A 17822-nucleotide genomic window follows, 5' to 3' on the forward strand; every position below is an offset into this window, starting at 1 on the left:
TAGAAAAAAGCCCTTCGCTGCGTATCCAGAAGATGGATTCGTAGTCGAAGGGCTCTTTTTATATGATCCTACTTTATGAAATTAAGCTTGAACTCAGTATCCGCATGGCCTACTCGTGTACCCCCGTCATTGTAAATCACGCCTGAAAATGCATTGCGCAGCTTTTCCAAGGTATTTTTCTGACTATAACCAATTTGATTTAAAATTCCCTGTACAATAAGTCCCCACTCTTCTTCCGACCCATCCAGAATCTTGAAGGCAATCCCCAGTCGCTCACGGCGTAAGCCGAAGCAATACACACCCTTAAATCCACCCTTAGCAATAATATTATCATCTTCCAAAAGAATAGAATCAAGGCGACCAGATCCAGAAACCATCTCCGGATAAGCATTCATTGCCGTTGTAATAGTAGTAACCGCTTTGCGAGTAGCTTCATCTGCAATCAAATCCGGATTGGCTAATTTCAAATAGGCCGTCGCCAAGGCGGTCAGAGGCAGAGCAAATACCGGCAGCCCGCATCCGTCCGTACCTAAACCGATACTGTCTGGGGCCACACCGGCCATATAAGCAATGGTGTCGATAATCTCACGCTGCACCGTTTGCTCCGGCTGTGAGTATTCTTCAAGCGGCAAACCTTTGAGCTTACTGTAAGATAAGATACCCATGTGCTTGCCCGCACAGTTATGATAGAACTTTCTTTTGCCCGCACCACGAATGGCGTTCTCCCTGCTGGAATAATCCAGCGGGTAACTCGTTGCACAGATCATTTGTTGCTCATCGATGCCAATCTTGGAGGATATGCTCTCTAGCGCAGCTACATGGTAGCTCTCTCCCCGATGAGAGGCGGTCATCAGGGCAACCTCTGCGGGTGTAAAGCCGTAATGCTCCACAATCCCCCCACGTACGCCTGGAATAGCCTGAAGGGGTTTAGCAGCTGAACGGGTGAACGATACAAATTCCGGATCACCTGCATACCCCTTTAAATTTCCGTTCTCTCCTACGATGGCAATATGCCCACTATGGACACATTCCAGCAAATCCGCCCGATACTCTCGTACTAATACGGTTTCCATGATTTCTCTCCTCTTTTAACTAGATGCTCTATAACTCACAAGGACTTATTAGTATTCACATTTAATAAATGCTAGAAAATAACCCCGTGCTCCGGGGATTTTTGAGTACTCCACAAACTCCCTTAAGTGTTGGTTCCATGAGGAATTCTACTCCTATTTTCATTATTCTTCAATCCTGTCCACACCAAGAAGATTTTAGAAACCGGATAAAATATAAAAAACCGCTTCCTTCTCAGAACCTTGATCTCTGAGTAGAAAGCGGTTTTTATGGAATTCGGCGTAGCCTCACAAGGGTAGCACAGTTCGTCTTATCCTTTGCTTGCACCTGCGGTGAGGCCATCCACCAAGAAACGCTGTAGGAAAATGAACAGCAGCGTGACTGGGAGAGCGACCAATACCGCTCCGGCAGCGAACAACGTAAATTCGGTTGAGTTGCTTTGGTTCACCATCCGGTAAAGCCCAACGGCGAGCGTTCTTGTATCCTCCGTGCGCAATACAAGGTCGGCGAATATAAAATCCACAAAGCAGCCGTTGAAAATCATAAGGCTGGCATAGGTGAGCATCGGCTTAGATAACGGGATCATGATAGAAAGAAATACTTTCATATGGCTCGCCCCATCCATTCGCGCAGCATCTTCCAAGCTTTTAGGGATCGTATCAAAAAAACCTTTAGCCACAAAAACATTCGTGATAATAGCACCGCTGCTGTACACGAGCACAAGTGCCCAATGAGAATTCAGTAGCCCAAGTGTGTTCAGCAGCACGTATACTGCAATCATAGCCATAAATCCCGGAAACATCTGCAGAACTAGGAGCGTGGTTAGTGTAGTTTTTCTGCCCGTAAATCGATAACGAGAAATGGCGTACGAAGTCAGCAGCAGCAAAAAGGTGCCGAGCAGCGTAGACAACGCCGCAATCTTTAGCGTATTCATGAACCATAACAAATATTTAGTTTGCTCAAACAGTTCCTTGTAATGAACAAAGGTGAAATTCTTAGGAATCAATGAGTCACTGAACAAACTGTTTCCTGTTTTGAACGAAGACATAATAATCCAGAAGGCTGGGAAAAGACTAATAAAACTGAGCACAATCAGCAATAAATGGCTTCCAAACGTTTTTAACGCTTCCGTCAGTCTTAGCTTCATGCAATCATATCCTCCTCTTTAAAGGATCGCGTCCGCCGGTAGCTCCAGATGGAGAATGTCGCGACCATCAGGAAGATGACAATCCCGATGACAGAAGCAAAGCTGTACTGTGACTGGTTCAGCGCCAGTTTATAAAGCCAAGTCACCAGCAGGTCAGTGTGGCCCGCGTACTGGTAGTTAGGATTAACCGGTTCTCCGTTAGTCATTAGATAAATGACATTAAAGCTGTTAATGTTGCCGGCAAACTGCATAATCAGGATAGGTGCGGTTGCGAACAATACCATGGGCAGCGTAATCATGCGGAATTTATAAAATGACCCAGCACCGTCTACTTCTGCCGCTTCATACATATCCTTCGGAATTGTTGTCAGCACCCCGAAGGCCAGAATCATGGTCACCGGAATGCCGATCCACATATTAGCCAGAATTACAGTGACCTTAGCCCAGAAAGGATTGGTTAGCCAGGCCACACCCTCCAGTCCCAAGGCTCTTAAATAACTATTGATCGGTCCGAATTGATTATTGAACATATTGCGCATGACGAGCAGAGAAATCATATTGGGAATAGCGAAAGGAACGATCAGAAGTGTGCGCCAAAGCTTTTTGCAGCGGACACGGGGCTGGTGAATAAGTACTGCAATGAGCACACCTCCAATGTAAGTCGTCGCAGTAGCAATAACCGCCCAGATCAAGGTCCAAGTCAGCACTCCACCGAAGGTGGAACTCCAGACATCCAGACTAAGCATTTTATTAAAATTACCGAAACCCACCCAGTCTACCAGATGTGCTGGCGGTAAAATCGGGTCGGCATAGTTTGTAAACGCCAGTAGCACCGAAAAAACAAGTGGTAATATCGTCAGAAAAACCACGGCCACAAAGGGAATCGCGAGGACAAGATAGGCAAAATTCCTCCGCCCCATAGCTCTGAGCGATTCAGCGAATGAATGAATGGGCTCTTTCCGGTCCCGTGCAGCTCCAACTAGGAATGCATCTCTGATGTTCAGTAAATGAAAAGCTGTATAAAAGAGCAGCGCCAGCAATGCCATTAGACCATTGATCATCATAAAAATGGAGTGGTCGCCTTCCACCATCCGGGTTAATTTGCCTACCTTGACCATACGGCTTGGAAATTCACCAAGCGTAATTAAGCCATGCAAATGTCCCATCAGATCATGAGCAATATAGTAGATTCCAGCAGACCCCACCAGCAGGAATACCAATCCTTTCAGCCACTGCCGGTTGTAGAACTGGCCCAGTCCCGGAATAATAGCCGAGAGTAGCGCTGCGCCTGTTTTCTTCCTCATGGTTAAATCACCTGCCCTTTACTTCGACTCCAGATCGGCCTGAATCGTGGTTACAGTCTGATCCAGCGTCTGTTTAACATCAAGATTTGAGTCGTTCCACAGGGACACAAACGCTGCTTTTAGGGGTTCCCAGACCGATTTAATTTCTGAAACGGAAGGCATTGGAACGGAATTTTGGAATTGCTCGAAGAATCCGCCAATAATAGGGTCATCTTTGATTTCCGGCGCTTCTCCAGCCTCTATACTCGCAGGAATCGCTCCCGTCATCTCAAAATTCTTAAGCTGATTCTCCTTATTGCTTGCAAAATGTGCGAACAAACGGCCTGCGACCGGATATTCCGTATATGAGTTGACATAATACGATTTGACCCCGGAGAAAGAAAGACTGTCTTGACCGTCAGGTCCCTTTGGAAGAGGCGCCACACCCAGGTTAACATTTTCCTTAAACGCCGCTATGGACCACGGCCCGTCGATATTCATCGCCAGCTTACCTTCTTGGAACAACTGTGTTTTCACGTCATAAGTGATATCTCCTGCATTCAAAGGCAGAATTTTTTTGAGGCTCTGCAGAAACGTAAACCCTTTGATAGTGCCTTCATTGTTCAATCCAATATCCTTGAAATTCGTATTGTTGTCTCCGTAAATATATCCGCCGAAGCTGCCAATAAACGGATAGCTGTAATATCCGACGAATTCCCACATGATTGCAAATTTGTTTTCCTTCGGATTGTTATACGTATCTGCAAAAGCAATCACATCATCCCACGTTTTAGGAGCATCAGGAATCAGGTCCTTGTTGTAGAACAGCGCATAGGTTTCTACCGATTTAGGATAACCGTAAAGAATGCCATCATAAGACGATGCCTGAACGGCTGTTGCCACCATCGTTGATTTGGTTTCTTCCTCAAAAACATCATTTGGCAAAAGCAGCCCTGCTTTTACGGCTTGCCCGATCTGGTCATGGGGCAGAGTCAACACATCTGCAGCAAGTTTAGACGGACCATCCGTCGCCAGTCTTGCGCCTTGATCACCACCTGCCATTTCCTCAACTGTGACGGGAACATCATATTCTTTTTCGAAATCAGCAGCAATCTGCTTCATGTACTCAAGCTGCTCCTTGGCTTCCCAGACCATCAGTTTGGCCCCTGCTTCTGGTTTCATTTCCTCATCGGTGGTATTCTCTCCGGAAGTATTTGTCTCATTTGTGGTTCCCCCCGGCTCGTTCACTGCGGAATTCGGACTCGAATTCGGCTTTGATGCGGAGTTCCCATTGCCTGAACCGCATGCGGTGACCGTCAAAGTTAACAGCAGGCATAGGACTAAACTAAATGTTACCGCTTGCATTTTGGAACGTTTACTCTTCTTCATTTGCTCATCTCCCCTTCGTTCATGAGTGATTAAACCTAACCCGCATTGAAAAAAAGCATATAAAAAAGGTACAACCTCATTTGCACAAAGTGCCGAGGTTGTACCTTTCCAGGTAACAGTGCCTTTAATTTGAATGCGTGTTATGAAAAATCAAGTTCGTTCGCCCTCATTCTATAATATCCATAATTTTGATTGCAATCAGAGTATAAGTCCAAAAAAGACGGTTTAACAAAGTTTATCTTTTCTTTTCTTTTATTTTCTCTTTATCCCTACCACATACTAAAAATTCCATATTGTAAATTCTTGTGAAATAACCTCTTGCTTTGCTCTTGAGGGTTATGGTAAGATGCAGACAAATTTAAAGGCAATGAAACCGCCAAGGGTTCAACCTCTGAAAATCATGAGGTTGGCCCTTTTTTGCGTTTACATGCCCGAAGGGATGGAAAATGAGTATGATTCAACCGGAAGCCGTTTATCACCGTATGGGACAAAATTGGTCATATGCCTACGATGAGTCTACACTTCATATTCGCATAAGAACTAAGCGGGACAACGTATCACAGATCGATCTTTTCTGTGGAGATAAATTTGGCTGGGACAAAACGCATGAGGTCATTCCAATGCAGCGCCTCGCTTCTGACGGCTTGTTCGATTACTGGCAAGCCTCCGTCCGTCCCGTTTACCGCAGACTCGCGTATTACTTTGCGCTTTATGACAAAGACGAAGTTCTTTATTTTTTGGAAAAAGGTTTTTATCCAGAGCCACCTGCTGTGGTATATGAGGGCTTGTTCGACTTTCCATTTTTGAATCGTGAAGATGTGCACTCCCCTCCATCGTGGGTGAAAGATGCAGTATTTTATCAAATATTCCCGGAGCGTTTCGCGAATGGGGATCCCACCAATGATCCGACAGATGTATTGGAATGGGGCGGCACGCCGAGTCCTCGGAATTTCTTCGGAGGGGACTTACAGGGTGTACTAGATCATTTGGATTATCTCTGTGAATTGGGCATCAATGCTATATATTTTAATCCTTTATTTGCGGCAACCACCAATCATAAATACGATACAAAAGATTATTATTTGGTCGATCCTCATTTTGGCACCAATACATTGCTGAAAGAGCTTGTGGACTCCTGTCACTCCAAAGGCATCCGTGTCATCCTGGACGGTGTCTTTAATCATTGCGGTCATACCTTCCCGCCATTTGTTGATCTGCTCGCGAACGGGCAATCTTCACGTTATGCGGATTGGTTCCATGTACGCGAGTGGCCGCCACAGGTCATCGACGGAATTCCCACCTATGACACCTTTGCATTTGAGCCTATCATGCCTAAGTTCAACACTGAGAATCCTGAAGTCATAGAATATCTACTGAATGCAGGCCGCTATTGGATCGAGGAAATCGGTATAGACGGCTGGCGGCTTGATGTCGCAAATGAAGTCTCCCATTCGTTCTGGCGGCAATTCTGCAGTACGATCAAAAGCATTAATCCAGAAGCCTATCTCGTAGGAGAAATCATGCATGATTCCTTGCCGTGGCTGCTTGGCGATCAATTTGACGCCGTTATGAATTACCCGCTAACGAATATTCAAATTAATTTTTTCGCTCACGGACAGATCAATGCTGCACAATTCTCTCAGTCGGTTGCTACTATGCTAGCGAATTATCCGCAGCAAATTACGGAAGCCGCCTTTAATCTGCTAGACAGCCATGATACAGTTCGTTTCCTGACACTTTGTGGCGGTGACATCAGGAAGTTAAAGCTGGCCGTTTTGTTCCAGATGACCTTTCAAGGAGCACCCTGTGTTTATTATGGCGATGAAATCGGCATGGATGGCGGATACGATCCGGACAACCGAAAATGTATGGAGTGGGACTCCCAGAAACAGAATCAAGAATTGTTCGAATACTATCGCTGGACGATCAGCCTTCGTAAATCTCATCCCGCATTCCGGAGCAGTGGATTTAAAGCGCTGGAGATTCCGGGTTATCCAAAGCTGCTTGTATATGAGCGGTGGGACAAACAAAGCCGGTTCATAATCGTATTGAACAATGAAGATGTTATGGCCGAAGTCATCATTCCTGTAACCGGAGCAGACACGATATGGGTAAATCTAAAGACGCAGAAGCGGACTGAAACCTCCACATCCCAGCTGCATCTGAATCTGCCTGAATTCGGCTATGCGGTACTCCAAGCCGTTAATGATTAATCCGTAACATTATAAATTCAATCGTGGAAGGATGGAGACATATGCTGCATATCACAGCCTGTCTTCGCCTTCTTTTTGCGCATAAACAAATGTTGATAAAGCCTTAAAAACGCGGTTTATATGACCTAAAGCCCTCTAGGTTACCGTATCCTCCCTTAAACTCCCGTAATCTCTCCCTTGCTCTTCAACTGTTTCAGCCCATACGCCAAAGTTTATATACGAAGTAAGATAAATTATAAGGAGTGATTGGTGATGAGTAACGTAGAACATGAAGTAGAGAACGGAAGCAGCTTATTAAAAGGTATCTTTATTGGTAGCTTAATTGGTGCCGCAGCAGCCCTGCTATTTGCACCAAAGCCTGGTCGTGAAATGCGCAGTGATCTGTCAGATAAACTTTCTCAAGCTACAGACAAGACCAAAGAAGTTGCTGGTGCCGTAACTGACAAAACCAAAGCTATTGCGACAACAGTTGGCGAAAAAGCAACCGATTTGGCTAGTACGGTGTCAGATAAAGCTTCTGATATCTATACCACTGTCAGTGACAGCAAACAACAAATTGCCGCCACTCTTCAAGAGGCTGGAAGTAAAATTGGTGACACTGTAAGTGAAGCCTCAAGCAATGTAAGCTCGGATGTTAAAGACGCCTCTAAAGACGTAGCTGATGAAGCTAAAGCATCCTCTAAAGAGGTTGCCAATCAGGCTAAGGATGCGAAAGAGGATGTAAAATCCTCCTATAAATCCAATTACTAATCTGCGGCATCATACAGCTATCACTTTAACAAACAACAGCCAGCTGACCGCAGCTGGCTGTTGTTTAGTTACACCTTTATTCACATCAGCAGATACAACTAGACATTTAATTAATGCCCGTTCGGGCTATAGAAAGCAGGGATGGCGCATGGCAGATTCAAATAACCAAACAAAACCTTATGAAATTGATGAACATCCTTTCGAGTTGCGACATGAAGTGAAACGCTTAAACAGTCGTCTTGATAAGATCGCTCACTCACTGGAAAAATCAGAATTCAAAGACATTCTCGACAACTATTCAGATCCGAAAAAAAGAATCATCACAAACCTGATGGCCGGTATATCTCGGGGACTTGGACTATCTCTCGGAACATTTGTAGTCCTTGGTTTATTAGGCTACATTCTTAGTCTTTTTCTTAATGTTCCAGTAATCGGAGAGTATCTTGGCGAAATTAAAAAATACATTGATGCTAATAGCTAACCGCAAGACTATCAATCTATTCCCCAACTATCGACCGCTTCCCCCGCTTGTCCGTCTAATCCTCTAGGTTGGACGGACAAGCGGGGGAATAAGTCTACAACAGTATACAAATAAAGGACATGCGGGTCTCCAGTCAGCGGAGAGAGGCATGTCCTTATCGTCGAAAATGTATATTACCCATACAGGAACTCAATAGGAAGAGTTGGCCATAATCTGCTTTAACTTCTCAGTGGCCCGCTTCTGTATGCGTGAAACGCTCATCTGTGATACCCCCAGCTTCTGGGCGATCGCCCGCTGGGATTGTCCATCTTGGAACGCTAACAGCAGCACCTGCTGCTCCTGTTCCTTCAATTGACCTAGTGCTTGTTGCAAATCCATACGTTTCTCTACGGTCTCGTAATCATTTGCGTCAGAGCTGATCAGCTCGCCTAGTGTGGCTCCTGTCTCCTCTTGAGAAAGGGGCGAGTCTAGGGAGACGTAATGATAACATTCTCTGCCCGCCAGTACTTCTACAGTTTCTTCAACAGACAAATCAAGATAATGAGCAATCTCATCCACCGCAGGCGAACGTTCCAGCTTCACTGTTAGTTCGTCAATCGCGTGTTGAACAAGTGCTCCCTTTTCTTTAATCCGTCTAGGTACCTGTATGTACCAAGATTTATCACGTAGGAAATTCTTCATATGTCCAATCATGCTTTTCATCGCATAGGGCTCAAAAGGGATTCCAAGGCTAATATCATATTGCTGTAATAACCGGATGAGCGCCATTTGCCCGACCTGATATAAATCCTCATACAAGTCGGGGCGGTTGCGAGAAATTTTTCCAGCAGCCATTTTTACCATAGGCTCATATTTCTTAATCAGCACTGTTGCGCGTTCATTATCCTTAGTCTGCTGATATTCCCAAATTTGGGTGACTGCTTCATTCATGGACTCGGGGGGAGTCACCTTATCACTCATACCTTTTCCTCGCTAAAGTTAAGGTGCTTCTTCAAAGTTACTACCGTCCCTCTTCCGGCCTCACTTACGACGCTCACGTCATCCATCAACGCTTGCATTAAGTAGAACCCTAAACCGCCGACCTGAACGTCACTTAACTCTTTATCATGCAGTGTCATACGCTCACTGGACGAGTCTTCCAAACCGTCAAAGCTCTCCCCCTCGTCTTTGACTGTAATGGATAGGGCACTTTCACCCACCTCAAAGATTACATCAACCATTCCGTCTTGTTGTCCATAGGCGTACAATACTGAGTTGTTACACGCCTCTGATACAGCTACCTTCATATCTTCAATATCTTCGTAGGTGAAGCCCATTTTTGAAGCAATACCATATAAATTCAACCTAACAATATCCACATACTCTGCGCTAGCCGGCAGCTGAAGAATTACTTTTTGCACATCATCACTCATTCTTTGTTCTATCCTTTCCTAGTGGGAATTCTCTTGGGAGGCAAAAAACTTGGTAATACCAGTCATGTCAAACAGCTTCTGAATTTGGGGAGGAACATCCTCAACCATAAACTTAACGTCCATACCTTGTCTTGATTTCAGGATCGAAAGTAGAATACCAATACCCGTGCTATCGATGTATTTTAATTCTTTAAGATTTATTACTAAATCATGCTTCGTATCACCTACAAGCGGCTCCATTACCAAACGGAAATCGGAAGCGACGGATAGATCAAGTTCACCATTCAGGAAAACCGTACATACACTTTCTTTTGTCTCTGTCTTAGCGTGAAACTTATTACTTTTATGCGTGTTCATAGACGATCTCTCCTGATAAATATTTTCTATATTAATAACCTCATAGTCCTACCTTTGAAACAAATAACATTAAAATATAAACTAGTAAATCTTGGGTTACGCCTGAAAAATAGAGGTATCTGTTTCAACCATCCGATTATCGCTGCTAGAATACCGAGAGATAATCTGCTTAATACTACTCATCTTAAGTGGCTTGCTGATATAGTCATCCATTCCTGAGGCTTTACAGCGATTCTGGATGCCATCCATGACATTCGCAGTCATTGCAATAATAATAGTCTTCTCAGCCGCCGGACCGCCTTCTCGACGGATTTGAGCGGTTGCCTCCAGGCCATCCATTACTGGCATTTGGAGATCCATAAAGATAAAATCATAGGGCTGCTTAAGCGCCATTTGCACAGCCTGTTTCCCGTCCTCAGCCATATCAGCTTCATAGCCGAGCTTATCTAGCATGCTAACCATCAGACGCTGATTGATAGGATGGTCATCTACAACAAGGATTCGGCTTCTGCTCTCCTGATTAAGAAGAAGATGAGGCGATTCCTCTTCTTGATAACCTCCTGTCAAATCTTCTCCAGGTACGGATGCTTGTATCGTAAAAATAAAGGTAGCTCCTTTTTGCTCCATGGATTCTACCCGTATTTCTCCGCCCATCATGCCTACAAGGGATTTACATATGGCTAAACCAAGCCCTGTCCCCCCGTATTTCCGTGTCATTGAAGAATCCAGCTGTGAGAACGGTTGGAACAATCGGTCGCATTTCTCTGGAGAAATACCAATTCCAGTATCCATGATCGTGAACTCGACTTCTACCTTGTTCCCAGATGTTTCTTTGATGGAAGCGACTAAATAGACACCGCCTTGATTCGTAAATTTAACTGCGTTAGCAATCAGATTAATTAATACTTGGCGTAAACGGGCCATATCTCCATATAAAAGTCTAGGCAACTTCTGATCGATAAAATAAGCGAGCTCCAGGTTCTTTTTTCCCGCTTCCACCGAAAAGAGGCTGAACACCTCTTGAATACATGTGCGAAGTTCGAACAGCTGCTCTTCGATTTCCATTTTACCGGATTCCATTTTGGTGAAATCAAGAATATCGTTTATCACCGTAATCAACGTGTCTGCACTTTTCCGAATGATCTCTGAATACTCCTTCTGCTCAGGAGCAAGGTCAGTCTCCATTAATAAATCAATCATACCCACTACGCCATTCATTGGTGTACGAATCTCATGACTCATCATAGCCAGAAATTCCGACTTCGCTTTGGAGGCGATCTCCGCCTCTTCCTTAGCCTTTACGAGCTCACTATTTATGATTTCCAGTTCTTTCGTCTTTTGCTGCAGCAGCATGGTCTGAGTCTGATGCTTCTTGCTCGTAATATACATCTCGACAAAACCTTGTATCTTAGACTTCAGAATTTGTGGAATGAAGGGCTTGACCATATAATCAATAGCCCCTGCAGAATAGCCCGCGAATAAATGCTCCGCTTCCTTACTATTCGCAGAGATAAAGATAATCGGAATTTCCTTTGTTTTTTCTCTGGCTTTAATCAACTTTGCGGTCTCGATCCCATCCATACCTGGCATCTGCACGTCCAGTACGATGACAGCAAAATCATACCTTAACAAACACCGCAGCGCTTCTTCGCCGGAGGTGGCTTTGACTAGCTCATAATGCTGGCTTTCAAGTACCGCCTCCAGCGCCAGCAGATTTTCAGGACGGTCATCTACTAGTAGTATATGAATTGGTTCTTGAAACCCCATAGGACCACCCTCCTTCATGCGTTATTTTATGTTACGGTATATTTTTTCTACTCTGTCCAAAGACTCATAACAATCGCTGTACTTCGTAAAGTGAATGGATTCTTTAGAGCCTAGAACAAGTATTCCAAAACGACTTAAACTTTCATGAAACAAGCCGTGAACATGATCCCGCAGCTCATCATTGAAATAGATCATCACATTGCGGCAGAAAATAACATTAAACTCATTAAAAGAAGTATCTGTAGCCAAGTTATGCTCAGCGAATATAATGTTTTTGCGTAAATATGGCTGTAAAATAACCGAGTTATACTTCGCTGTATAGTATTCAGAGAATGCCCGGGTACCTCCCGCCTCCAAATAATTCTTAGTGTATTGCTTCATTCTGCTAATATCATAGACGCCTTCCTTAGCCTGCTGTAAAGAACGCTCATTCATATCTGTGGCATAAATCCGAGCCTTATCGTAAAGCCCTTCTTCATGAAGCAGGATGGCCATAGAGTATACTTCTTCACCAGTGGAGCATCCAGCATGCCAGATACGAATATAGGGATAAGTCCTCAACAACGGAACTACCTTCTGGCGAAACGTTAAAAATAACCCCGGGTCCCTAAACATTTCGGTAACCGGAATGGAGAGACTATAGACAAATCGTTCAAAACAGGCACGATCATGCAGCACCTTTTCTTGCAGCGCGGATATGCTGTGTACATTCTCCGCATGCACATGATGCCAGATACGTCGCTTCAAAGAAGGCAACGCATAATTCCGGAAATCATATCCATATAAACGGTGTACTCCATCAAGGAGCAGCTCGATCTCAATTTGCTCCAACTCGTCACTTCCTACCATAACGGGCTGCTCCTCATATCCGTGTTCTATCGCTTTCATTGTTATCCCGACTCCCTTATTAACACACCGTAATTCTAGTCATGTTAGTTCTTAAAAAGGTATTACCCCAAATTTGAGTTTACGAATACAACCAGACACGCATTAACGAAAGAAGTTGACCTGTTGCGATCGGTTTCTTCATATAATCAGAAGCTCCCGCTTCAATACATTTGGCGCGATCCTCTTTCATTGCTTTGGCGGTAAGCGCAATAATAGGCAGTTTCTGATATTGCGGCATTTCACGGATTCGGCGCATAGCTTCATATCCGTCCATTTCCGGCATCATCATATCCATAAGCACGAGATCAAAATCTTCTTGCTCTACCAGCATTTCCAGCGCTTCACGTCCATTCTCCGCAAACTTCACTTCCATGTGGTATTCTTCCAGTACACTAGAGAGTGCAAAAACATTACGAATATCATCATCGACGAGCAGTATTTTCTTCCCTTCGAATAACTCTTCTTTGTTATGCAGCTTCTGCAAAATTTTACGTTTATCTTCCGGAAGATTGGCTTCTACCCGGTGCAAGAACAACGTTGTCTCATCCAGTAGTCGTTCCGGAGAACGAACATCCTTAATAATTATGGATTCAGCATACTTGCGGAGCTGTGTCTCCTCTTTGCTATCTAAATCCTTACCTGTATAAATAATAATAGGAAGATCATTTAATTCTTCATCATCACGAATCTGATCCAGCAATTCAAAGCCGTTCATATCCCCAAGCATAAGATCCAGAACCATACAATCATATCTCTGCTTGCGCAGCTCCATCAGTGCCTCATTGCCGGTTGATACCGCGGTGATAGCTACATCATCGTGACCGATCAATTCCATAATGGAACGACGTTGAATCTCATCATCTTCAACAATCAGAAGGTACTTCACTGTGCTGGACGTATAGTTCTCAATTTGTGAGAAAGCCCGCTCCAATGCTTCTCTTGAAGATGGTTTTCTAAGATACGCCATAGCTCCCATCATTAATCCTTGCTTCACTTCATCGTTCACTGAGATAACATGAACAGGAATGTGACGGGTCTGAGATGCACTTTTCAGCTCTCTAAGGATGGTCCAGCCGTCCATTACAGGCAGCTGTATATCGAGAATGATCGCATCTGGCAAATAAGTTTTTGCCATCTGCAGTCCTATATCGCCTTGAAGCGCTACTAAACCTTTAAATCTGCGCCCACGAGCCATGTCTAGCAAGATTTTCGCAAAGCTTTCATCATCTTCAATAATAAGCAGGACTTTGTCATTCGCCGTCAAATTGTCACGGTCATCCTCAATCGTCAGTTGTGGAAGGGGTACATTAACGGCTGCTGGCACTAAGGTTGGAAGCATGTCTCCAATATATTCATCATATGTTGAATCCTCTTTGGACACAGCAGCTTCTATTTCTGCAGGTTGTTTACTGTAATTTGCCTTCACCGGCAAATACAAAGTGAAGGTACTGCCTTGTCCCTCACGGGATTCGAGCACAATAGCTCCACCCATTATACGAACCAATTCACGGCTGATCGACAATCCCAGGCCCGTGCCTCCATATTTACGGCTGGTAGTTCCATCTACTTGCTGGAAGGCTTCGAATACAATATCTGTTTTGTCAGCCGGAATACCAATGCCACTGTCCTTCACAGCAATAGCAATATATTCATTATCACTCGGCAGATTTAGTGGCAAGAGATTACTATCTGCCGGGCTAACTGAAAACTCGATAAAACCTTCGGTTGTAAATTTAAAGGCATTGGAAAGCAGGTTTCTTAAAACCTGCTTCAACCGATGACTATCGGCAATTACGCTATCTGGCAGCGGCTCGTTAAAGGCTATCCGTAAGGAGAGTCCTTTTTTGATCGCCTGCGGAGCAAAATTCTGCTTCACAAAGCTTTTCAGCTCAGTCAGTTTAATTTCTTCATGATTCAGTTCCATTTTTCCTGCATCAACCTTGGACAGGTCTAAAATTTCATCAATCATCTTAAGCAGGTCAGCACCTGACATATAAATCGTATGGGCAAATTCAACCTGCTTCTCCGTTAAATTACCATCCTTGTTCTCGGTAAGCAGCTGGGACAAGATCAGCAGACTGTTGAGCGGCGTCCGCAATTCATGGGACATGTTCGCCATAAATTCCGATTTATACTTACTAGTCACGGATAATTGCATAGCCTGTTTCTCTAGCTGAACCTTAGCATGCTCAATTTCATCTTTTTTCTCCTCGACCTCCTGCACTTGTTCCTCTAGTGCACGAGTCTTGGCGACGAGTTCCGTATTGTAATGTTCCAATTCCTCCTGTTGACGTTGCAGCAGTTCTTCTGAACGCTTAAGTGCGTCCGTCTGCTCTTCCAAGTTCTCATTGGAACGACGCAGTTCTTCTTGCTGAGTCTGCAGCTCCTCTGACTGACATTGCAGTTCTTCCGTAAGTGCTTGTGACTCACGCAGTAATTTCTCTACAATCAGACGACGACTAATATTATTGAAAATAATGCTTAAATTATTCGCAAGTTGTTGCAGCAAATCATTTTTCAGACTGCTAAATGGCTGGAATGAAGCGAATTCTACTACACCGAGCAGCTCGTCTTCAAAAATAAGCGGATGAATGGAAATATATCCTGGCTGTGAATCCACAAAGCCGGATTTCACGGAGATATAATCTTCAGGAGCCCGCTCCAATCTGATTGGGTGCATATCAAGCGCACTTTGTCCTACAAGCCCTTCTCCAATCAAAAAACCTTCCTTTGGTTTCTTATCGTTATCTACTGCATAATAACCACTGCTTCGTAAAAAATCGGGACGATTAGCATCCTTCAAATACACAGCTCCAAACTGGGCTCCGAGCACAGGGGTGAACTCGTTGATAAAGGTCTGTGAGACCTGATCCAATGAGCTAACCCCCCGGAGAAGTTCTGTCACCTGAGCAACATTTGCATTCAGCCAGGATTGATCATTCTGTGCCTGTGCATAAGCCTGTTCCATTTGCTGTTTCTCTTCAAGATCTAACGCCATTTTCTTAAAGACAAGGGCAACCTCACCAATCTCATCTTTCGAAGTAACCTTTATGCGCCTTATGGCCCGGATTCTGCCGTTGCCAAAGCTGGTAATCATCATCGAAACGACATTAAGTCCCCGCGTAATGCTTGGAATGATCCATAGAACAACTCCAAGTCCAAGTAATAGACCTACAATCATCATCAAGATGACCATCTGAGTAGAGCTTTGATAGGCATCTTTAGCTTTTGCGCTCTCTTCATTCATAATAAAGGCATTATAATCAGAGAGACTGTTCAGAGCATTTAACACGGCATTCTGAATCGCTTGTCCCTCTGTGTTAGAATACGTACTGGCATTCTGGAAATAACCAGCTGATAGCAGCTTCAATATTTTTTCCTGATAATTTAGATAGATCGTATAAGAATCATCAATTTGATTAACGATCTGCATCTCTTCAGCGCTAGTCATTGATTCTTTTATTTTGTCGTAGTGCTCATTCGCCTTAGCTATTTTTTTATCAATCTCTTTTTTTTGTGATTCTACCGTTGATGTATCCGCACTTAACATGGTCGTCGTTAATATGCGCGCCATATCATTCACTTCTCCACGCATACCTGAAGAAGAGCGCCCCTTCATATATCTATCCTGGTAACCCTCAAGCTGACCATTCATATAATCCAAACGATCGTATCCAATCATAGTAAGTGCCAGCATAATCGCCAGCATCGCACTAAAACCAATTAAGAGTTTAGCCTTTATTTTCATCCTCATTCTGTTCCCTTCTTCAGTGAGATCCACACTATACATTTGTCATCGTCACGCTCTTTAGGAACATCAGCATTGAAAAAAGCAGCCCGTATAGTTTCTTCCTTCCATTCATGCTCAACATTTAAATGCTTAATCATAAACTTCAGCTGCTCTTCCTGTTCACCCTCAACCAGCTCCAGCAGACCATCTGTATAGAGAACCAAATGCCCTTCATCTTCGTAGGTCAAGCTCTGAGGCTGAATATCAATCCGTTCAAACAGGCCTACAGGGTGACAATTACTTTCCAGCAAGACCGGAGTCATAGCTGCGCCCTCAAAAAATAGCGCAGGTGGATGCCCGGCGTTAACGTAGTCAATACGCTTTATACGAGTGTCGATCACAAGATAAATCGTCGTAAAATAATATTGAATCAGCTTTTTCTCAATATAAAGTTGGTTAAACCTTCGATTGAGTTCCTGAATTACCTTTTCCGGCTCTACATAGGTAGTTACCGTATCCTTTAATACTGACGCAAGGAACATGCAAAAAAGAGAGGACGATATACCGTGTCCCATAATGTCCAGGAGGATTACGCCATATCGGCCATCCCCTAGGGGATACCAAGCATATAAATCACCCGCCAATTCAGAGGAAGGCTGATAGATAGCATGCACCTCGAAATTCTCTTCCTGCAGGGGTAGGCTGAGTACAGCATTCTGCACGAGTGCAGCCAGTCTCAATTCCTCCTGAATCCGCTGATCCCGTTCCTTATGCCAATCTTTCTCACGTTTCAACCGCAGAGCAAGCCGAATCCGGGCCATTAGCTCCACTTTATTAATAGGTTTCGTAACATAATCTACTGCACCTGCATCCAGCGCTTCGGCCAATTTCTTAGAATCGCCTACAGCTGTAACCATTATTATTGGAATATCCTTAAGATGTTCGTATTGCTGCACAACACGACATGCTTCGATCCCATCCATTTCTGGCATCATCATATCCAGTAAAATCAGATCAATATCTGACATCCGGGGACGTCCATCTTCACTCCCCGAACCGATTCCAAGCCGTTCCAGCATCTCTTTGGCAGAGGATGCGGTTACGAAATTTCGGTAATCTTCTTTTTTCAGGATTTCACGGATAATGATAACATTAGTCGGATTGTCATCCACGATTAAGATTCTCATCATCTTCACCTCACACGAGTAGTATTACGACCGTAAAATTCTGCAAACCTATTAACTATATCATACGCTATTTTACAGTGTTATTTCTATTTTCATAATATGTAAATATAGTCATAGGATCAATTTACGTATTCAGCAAAGTAACCT

The 17822-nt window shown here is 44.0% G+C and carries 14 protein-coding genes; 3 read left to right on the forward strand and 11 right to left on the reverse strand.

What is annotated here, in order from left to right; all coding sequences use genetic code 11:
- Positions 1-68: 68 nt before the first annotated feature.
- The 4 genes from NST25_RS27020 to NST25_RS27035 form a co-directional block, all read right to left on the reverse strand.
- Positions 69-1073, reverse strand: coding sequence for an asparaginase (locus NST25_RS27020; protein WP_076128665.1), 1005 nt, complete (start codon positions 1071-1073; stop codon positions 69-71).
- Positions 1074-1381: 308 nt separating this feature from the next.
- Complete coding sequence (locus NST25_RS27025) at positions 1382-2218, reverse strand: sugar ABC transporter permease (RefSeq protein WP_076128667.1); 837 nt, start codon at positions 2216-2218, stop codon at positions 1382-1384.
- Complete coding sequence (locus NST25_RS27030) at positions 2215-3522, reverse strand: sugar ABC transporter permease (protein ID WP_076128669.1); 1308 nt, start codon at positions 3520-3522, stop codon at positions 2215-2217. The genes NST25_RS27025 and NST25_RS27030 overlap by 4 nt, the downstream gene beginning before the upstream one ends.
- Positions 3523-3540: 18 nt before the next feature.
- Positions 3541-4890, reverse strand: coding sequence for a maltose ABC transporter substrate-binding protein (locus NST25_RS27035; RefSeq protein ID WP_339188527.1), 1350 nt, complete (start codon positions 4888-4890; stop codon positions 3541-3543).
- Positions 4891-5336: 446 nt separating this feature from the next.
- Between NST25_RS27035 and NST25_RS27040 the strand changes: the two genes are divergently transcribed.
- The 3 genes from NST25_RS27040 to NST25_RS27050 all read left to right on the forward strand — a co-directional run bounded on the left by NST25_RS27040 (position 5337) and on the right by NST25_RS27050 (position 8334).
- Positions 5337-7103: a glycoside hydrolase family 13 protein gene (locus NST25_RS27040; RefSeq protein WP_305953968.1), complete on the forward strand. Its 1767-nt coding sequence runs from the start codon at positions 5337-5339 to the stop codon at positions 7101-7103.
- A gap of 252 nt (positions 7104-7355) precedes the next feature.
- Positions 7356-7853, forward strand: a complete 498-nt coding sequence (locus tag NST25_RS27045) for a YtxH domain-containing protein (RefSeq protein WP_076128671.1) — start codon at positions 7356-7358, stop codon at positions 7851-7853.
- Between the two features lie 148 nt (positions 7854-8001).
- The gene (locus tag NST25_RS27050) at positions 8002-8334 is read left to right on the forward strand and encodes a DUF5665 domain-containing protein (RefSeq protein WP_036680215.1); all 333 of its coding nucleotides are present in this window, start codon (positions 8002-8004) and stop codon (positions 8332-8334) included.
- A gap of 189 nt (positions 8335-8523) precedes the next feature.
- On the opposite strand, the gene NST25_RS27055 is transcribed toward NST25_RS27050, so the two are convergent.
- The 7 genes from NST25_RS27055 to NST25_RS27085 form a co-directional block, all read right to left on the reverse strand.
- Positions 8524-9294 (reverse strand): sigma-70 family RNA polymerase sigma factor, encoded by a 771-nt coding sequence (locus NST25_RS27055; protein ID WP_076128673.1) that lies wholly within the window; start codon positions 9292-9294, stop codon positions 8524-8526.
- Entirely contained in the window at positions 9291-9746 is a 456-nt protein-coding gene (gene rsbW, locus NST25_RS27060) for an anti-sigma B factor RsbW (protein WP_036680217.1), read from the reverse strand. Before rsbW ends, NST25_RS27055 begins: the two co-directional genes overlap by 4 nt.
- 18 nt (positions 9747-9764) lie before the next feature.
- A complete protein-coding gene (locus NST25_RS27065; protein WP_076128675.1) occupies positions 9765-10103 on the reverse strand; it encodes an STAS domain-containing protein in 339 nt (112 codons plus the stop codon).
- 96 nt (positions 10104-10199) lie between these two features.
- Complete coding sequence (locus tag NST25_RS27070; protein WP_076128677.1) at positions 10200-11870, reverse strand: response regulator; 1671 nt, start codon at positions 11868-11870, stop codon at positions 10200-10202.
- Positions 11871-11891: 21 nt separating this feature from the next.
- Positions 11892-12758: a protein-glutamate O-methyltransferase CheR gene (locus NST25_RS27075; RefSeq protein WP_051491113.1), complete on the reverse strand. Its 867-nt coding sequence runs from the start codon at positions 12756-12758 to the stop codon at positions 11892-11894.
- 79 nt (positions 12759-12837) lie between these two features.
- Complete coding sequence (locus NST25_RS27080; RefSeq protein ID WP_248549643.1) at positions 12838-16506, reverse strand: response regulator; 3669 nt, start codon at positions 16504-16506, stop codon at positions 12838-12840.
- A 2-nt stretch (positions 16507-16508) separates the two neighbouring features.
- Positions 16509-17675 (reverse strand): fused response regulator/phosphatase, encoded by a 1167-nt coding sequence (locus tag NST25_RS27085; protein WP_248549631.1) that lies wholly within the window; start codon positions 17673-17675, stop codon positions 16509-16511.
- Positions 17676-17822 lie beyond the last annotated feature (147 nt).

This window comes from Paenibacillus sp. FSL E2-0190, assembly GCF_037992965.1.
GTDB lineage: Bacteria > Bacillota > Bacilli > Paenibacillales > Paenibacillaceae > Paenibacillus_AQ > Paenibacillus_AQ odorifer.

Coding starts and splice junctions, on each gene's coding strand:
- NST25_RS27040 (WP_305953968.1), top strand. CDS start 5,337: ATGAGTATGATTCAACCGGAAGCCGTTTATCACCGTATGGGACAAAAT.
- NST25_RS27075 (WP_051491113.1), bottom strand. CDS start 12,758: ATGAAAGCGATAGAACACGGATATGAGGAGCAGCCCGTTATGGTAGGA.
- NST25_RS27065 (WP_076128675.1), bottom strand. CDS start 10,103: ATGAACACGCATAAAAGTAATAAGTTTCACGCTAAGACAGAGACAAAA.
- rsbW (WP_036680217.1), bottom strand. CDS start 9,746: ATGAGTGATGATGTGCAAAAAGTAATTCTTCAGCTGCCGGCTAGCGCA.
- NST25_RS27070 (WP_076128677.1), bottom strand. CDS start 11,870: ATGGGGTTTCAAGAACCAATTCATATACTACTAGTAGATGACCGTCCT.
- NST25_RS27035 (WP_339188527.1), bottom strand. CDS start 4,890: ATGAAGAAGAGTAAACGTTCCAAAATGCAAGCGGTAACATTTAGTTTA.
- NST25_RS27080 (WP_248549643.1), bottom strand. CDS start 16,506: ATGAAAATAAAGGCTAAACTCTTAATTGGTTTTAGTGCGATGCTGGCG.
- NST25_RS27055 (WP_076128673.1), bottom strand. CDS start 9,294: ATGAGTGATAAGGTGACTCCCCCCGAGTCCATGAATGAAGCAGTCACC.
- NST25_RS27045 (WP_076128671.1), top strand. CDS start 7,356: ATGAGTAACGTAGAACATGAAGTAGAGAACGGAAGCAGCTTATTAAAA.
- NST25_RS27025 (WP_076128667.1), bottom strand. CDS start 2,218: ATGAAGCTAAGACTGACGGAAGCGTTAAAAACGTTTGGAAGCCATTTA.
- NST25_RS27020 (WP_076128665.1), bottom strand. CDS start 1,073: ATGGAAACCGTATTAGTACGAGAGTATCGGGCGGATTTGCTGGAATGT.
- NST25_RS27050 (WP_036680215.1), top strand. CDS start 8,002: ATGGCAGATTCAAATAACCAAACAAAACCTTATGAAATTGATGAACAT.
- NST25_RS27085 (WP_248549631.1), bottom strand. CDS start 17,675: ATGAGAATCTTAATCGTGGATGACAATCCGACTAATGTTATCATTATC.
- NST25_RS27030 (WP_076128669.1), bottom strand. CDS start 3,522: ATGAGGAAGAAAACAGGCGCAGCGCTACTCTCGGCTATTATTCCGGGA.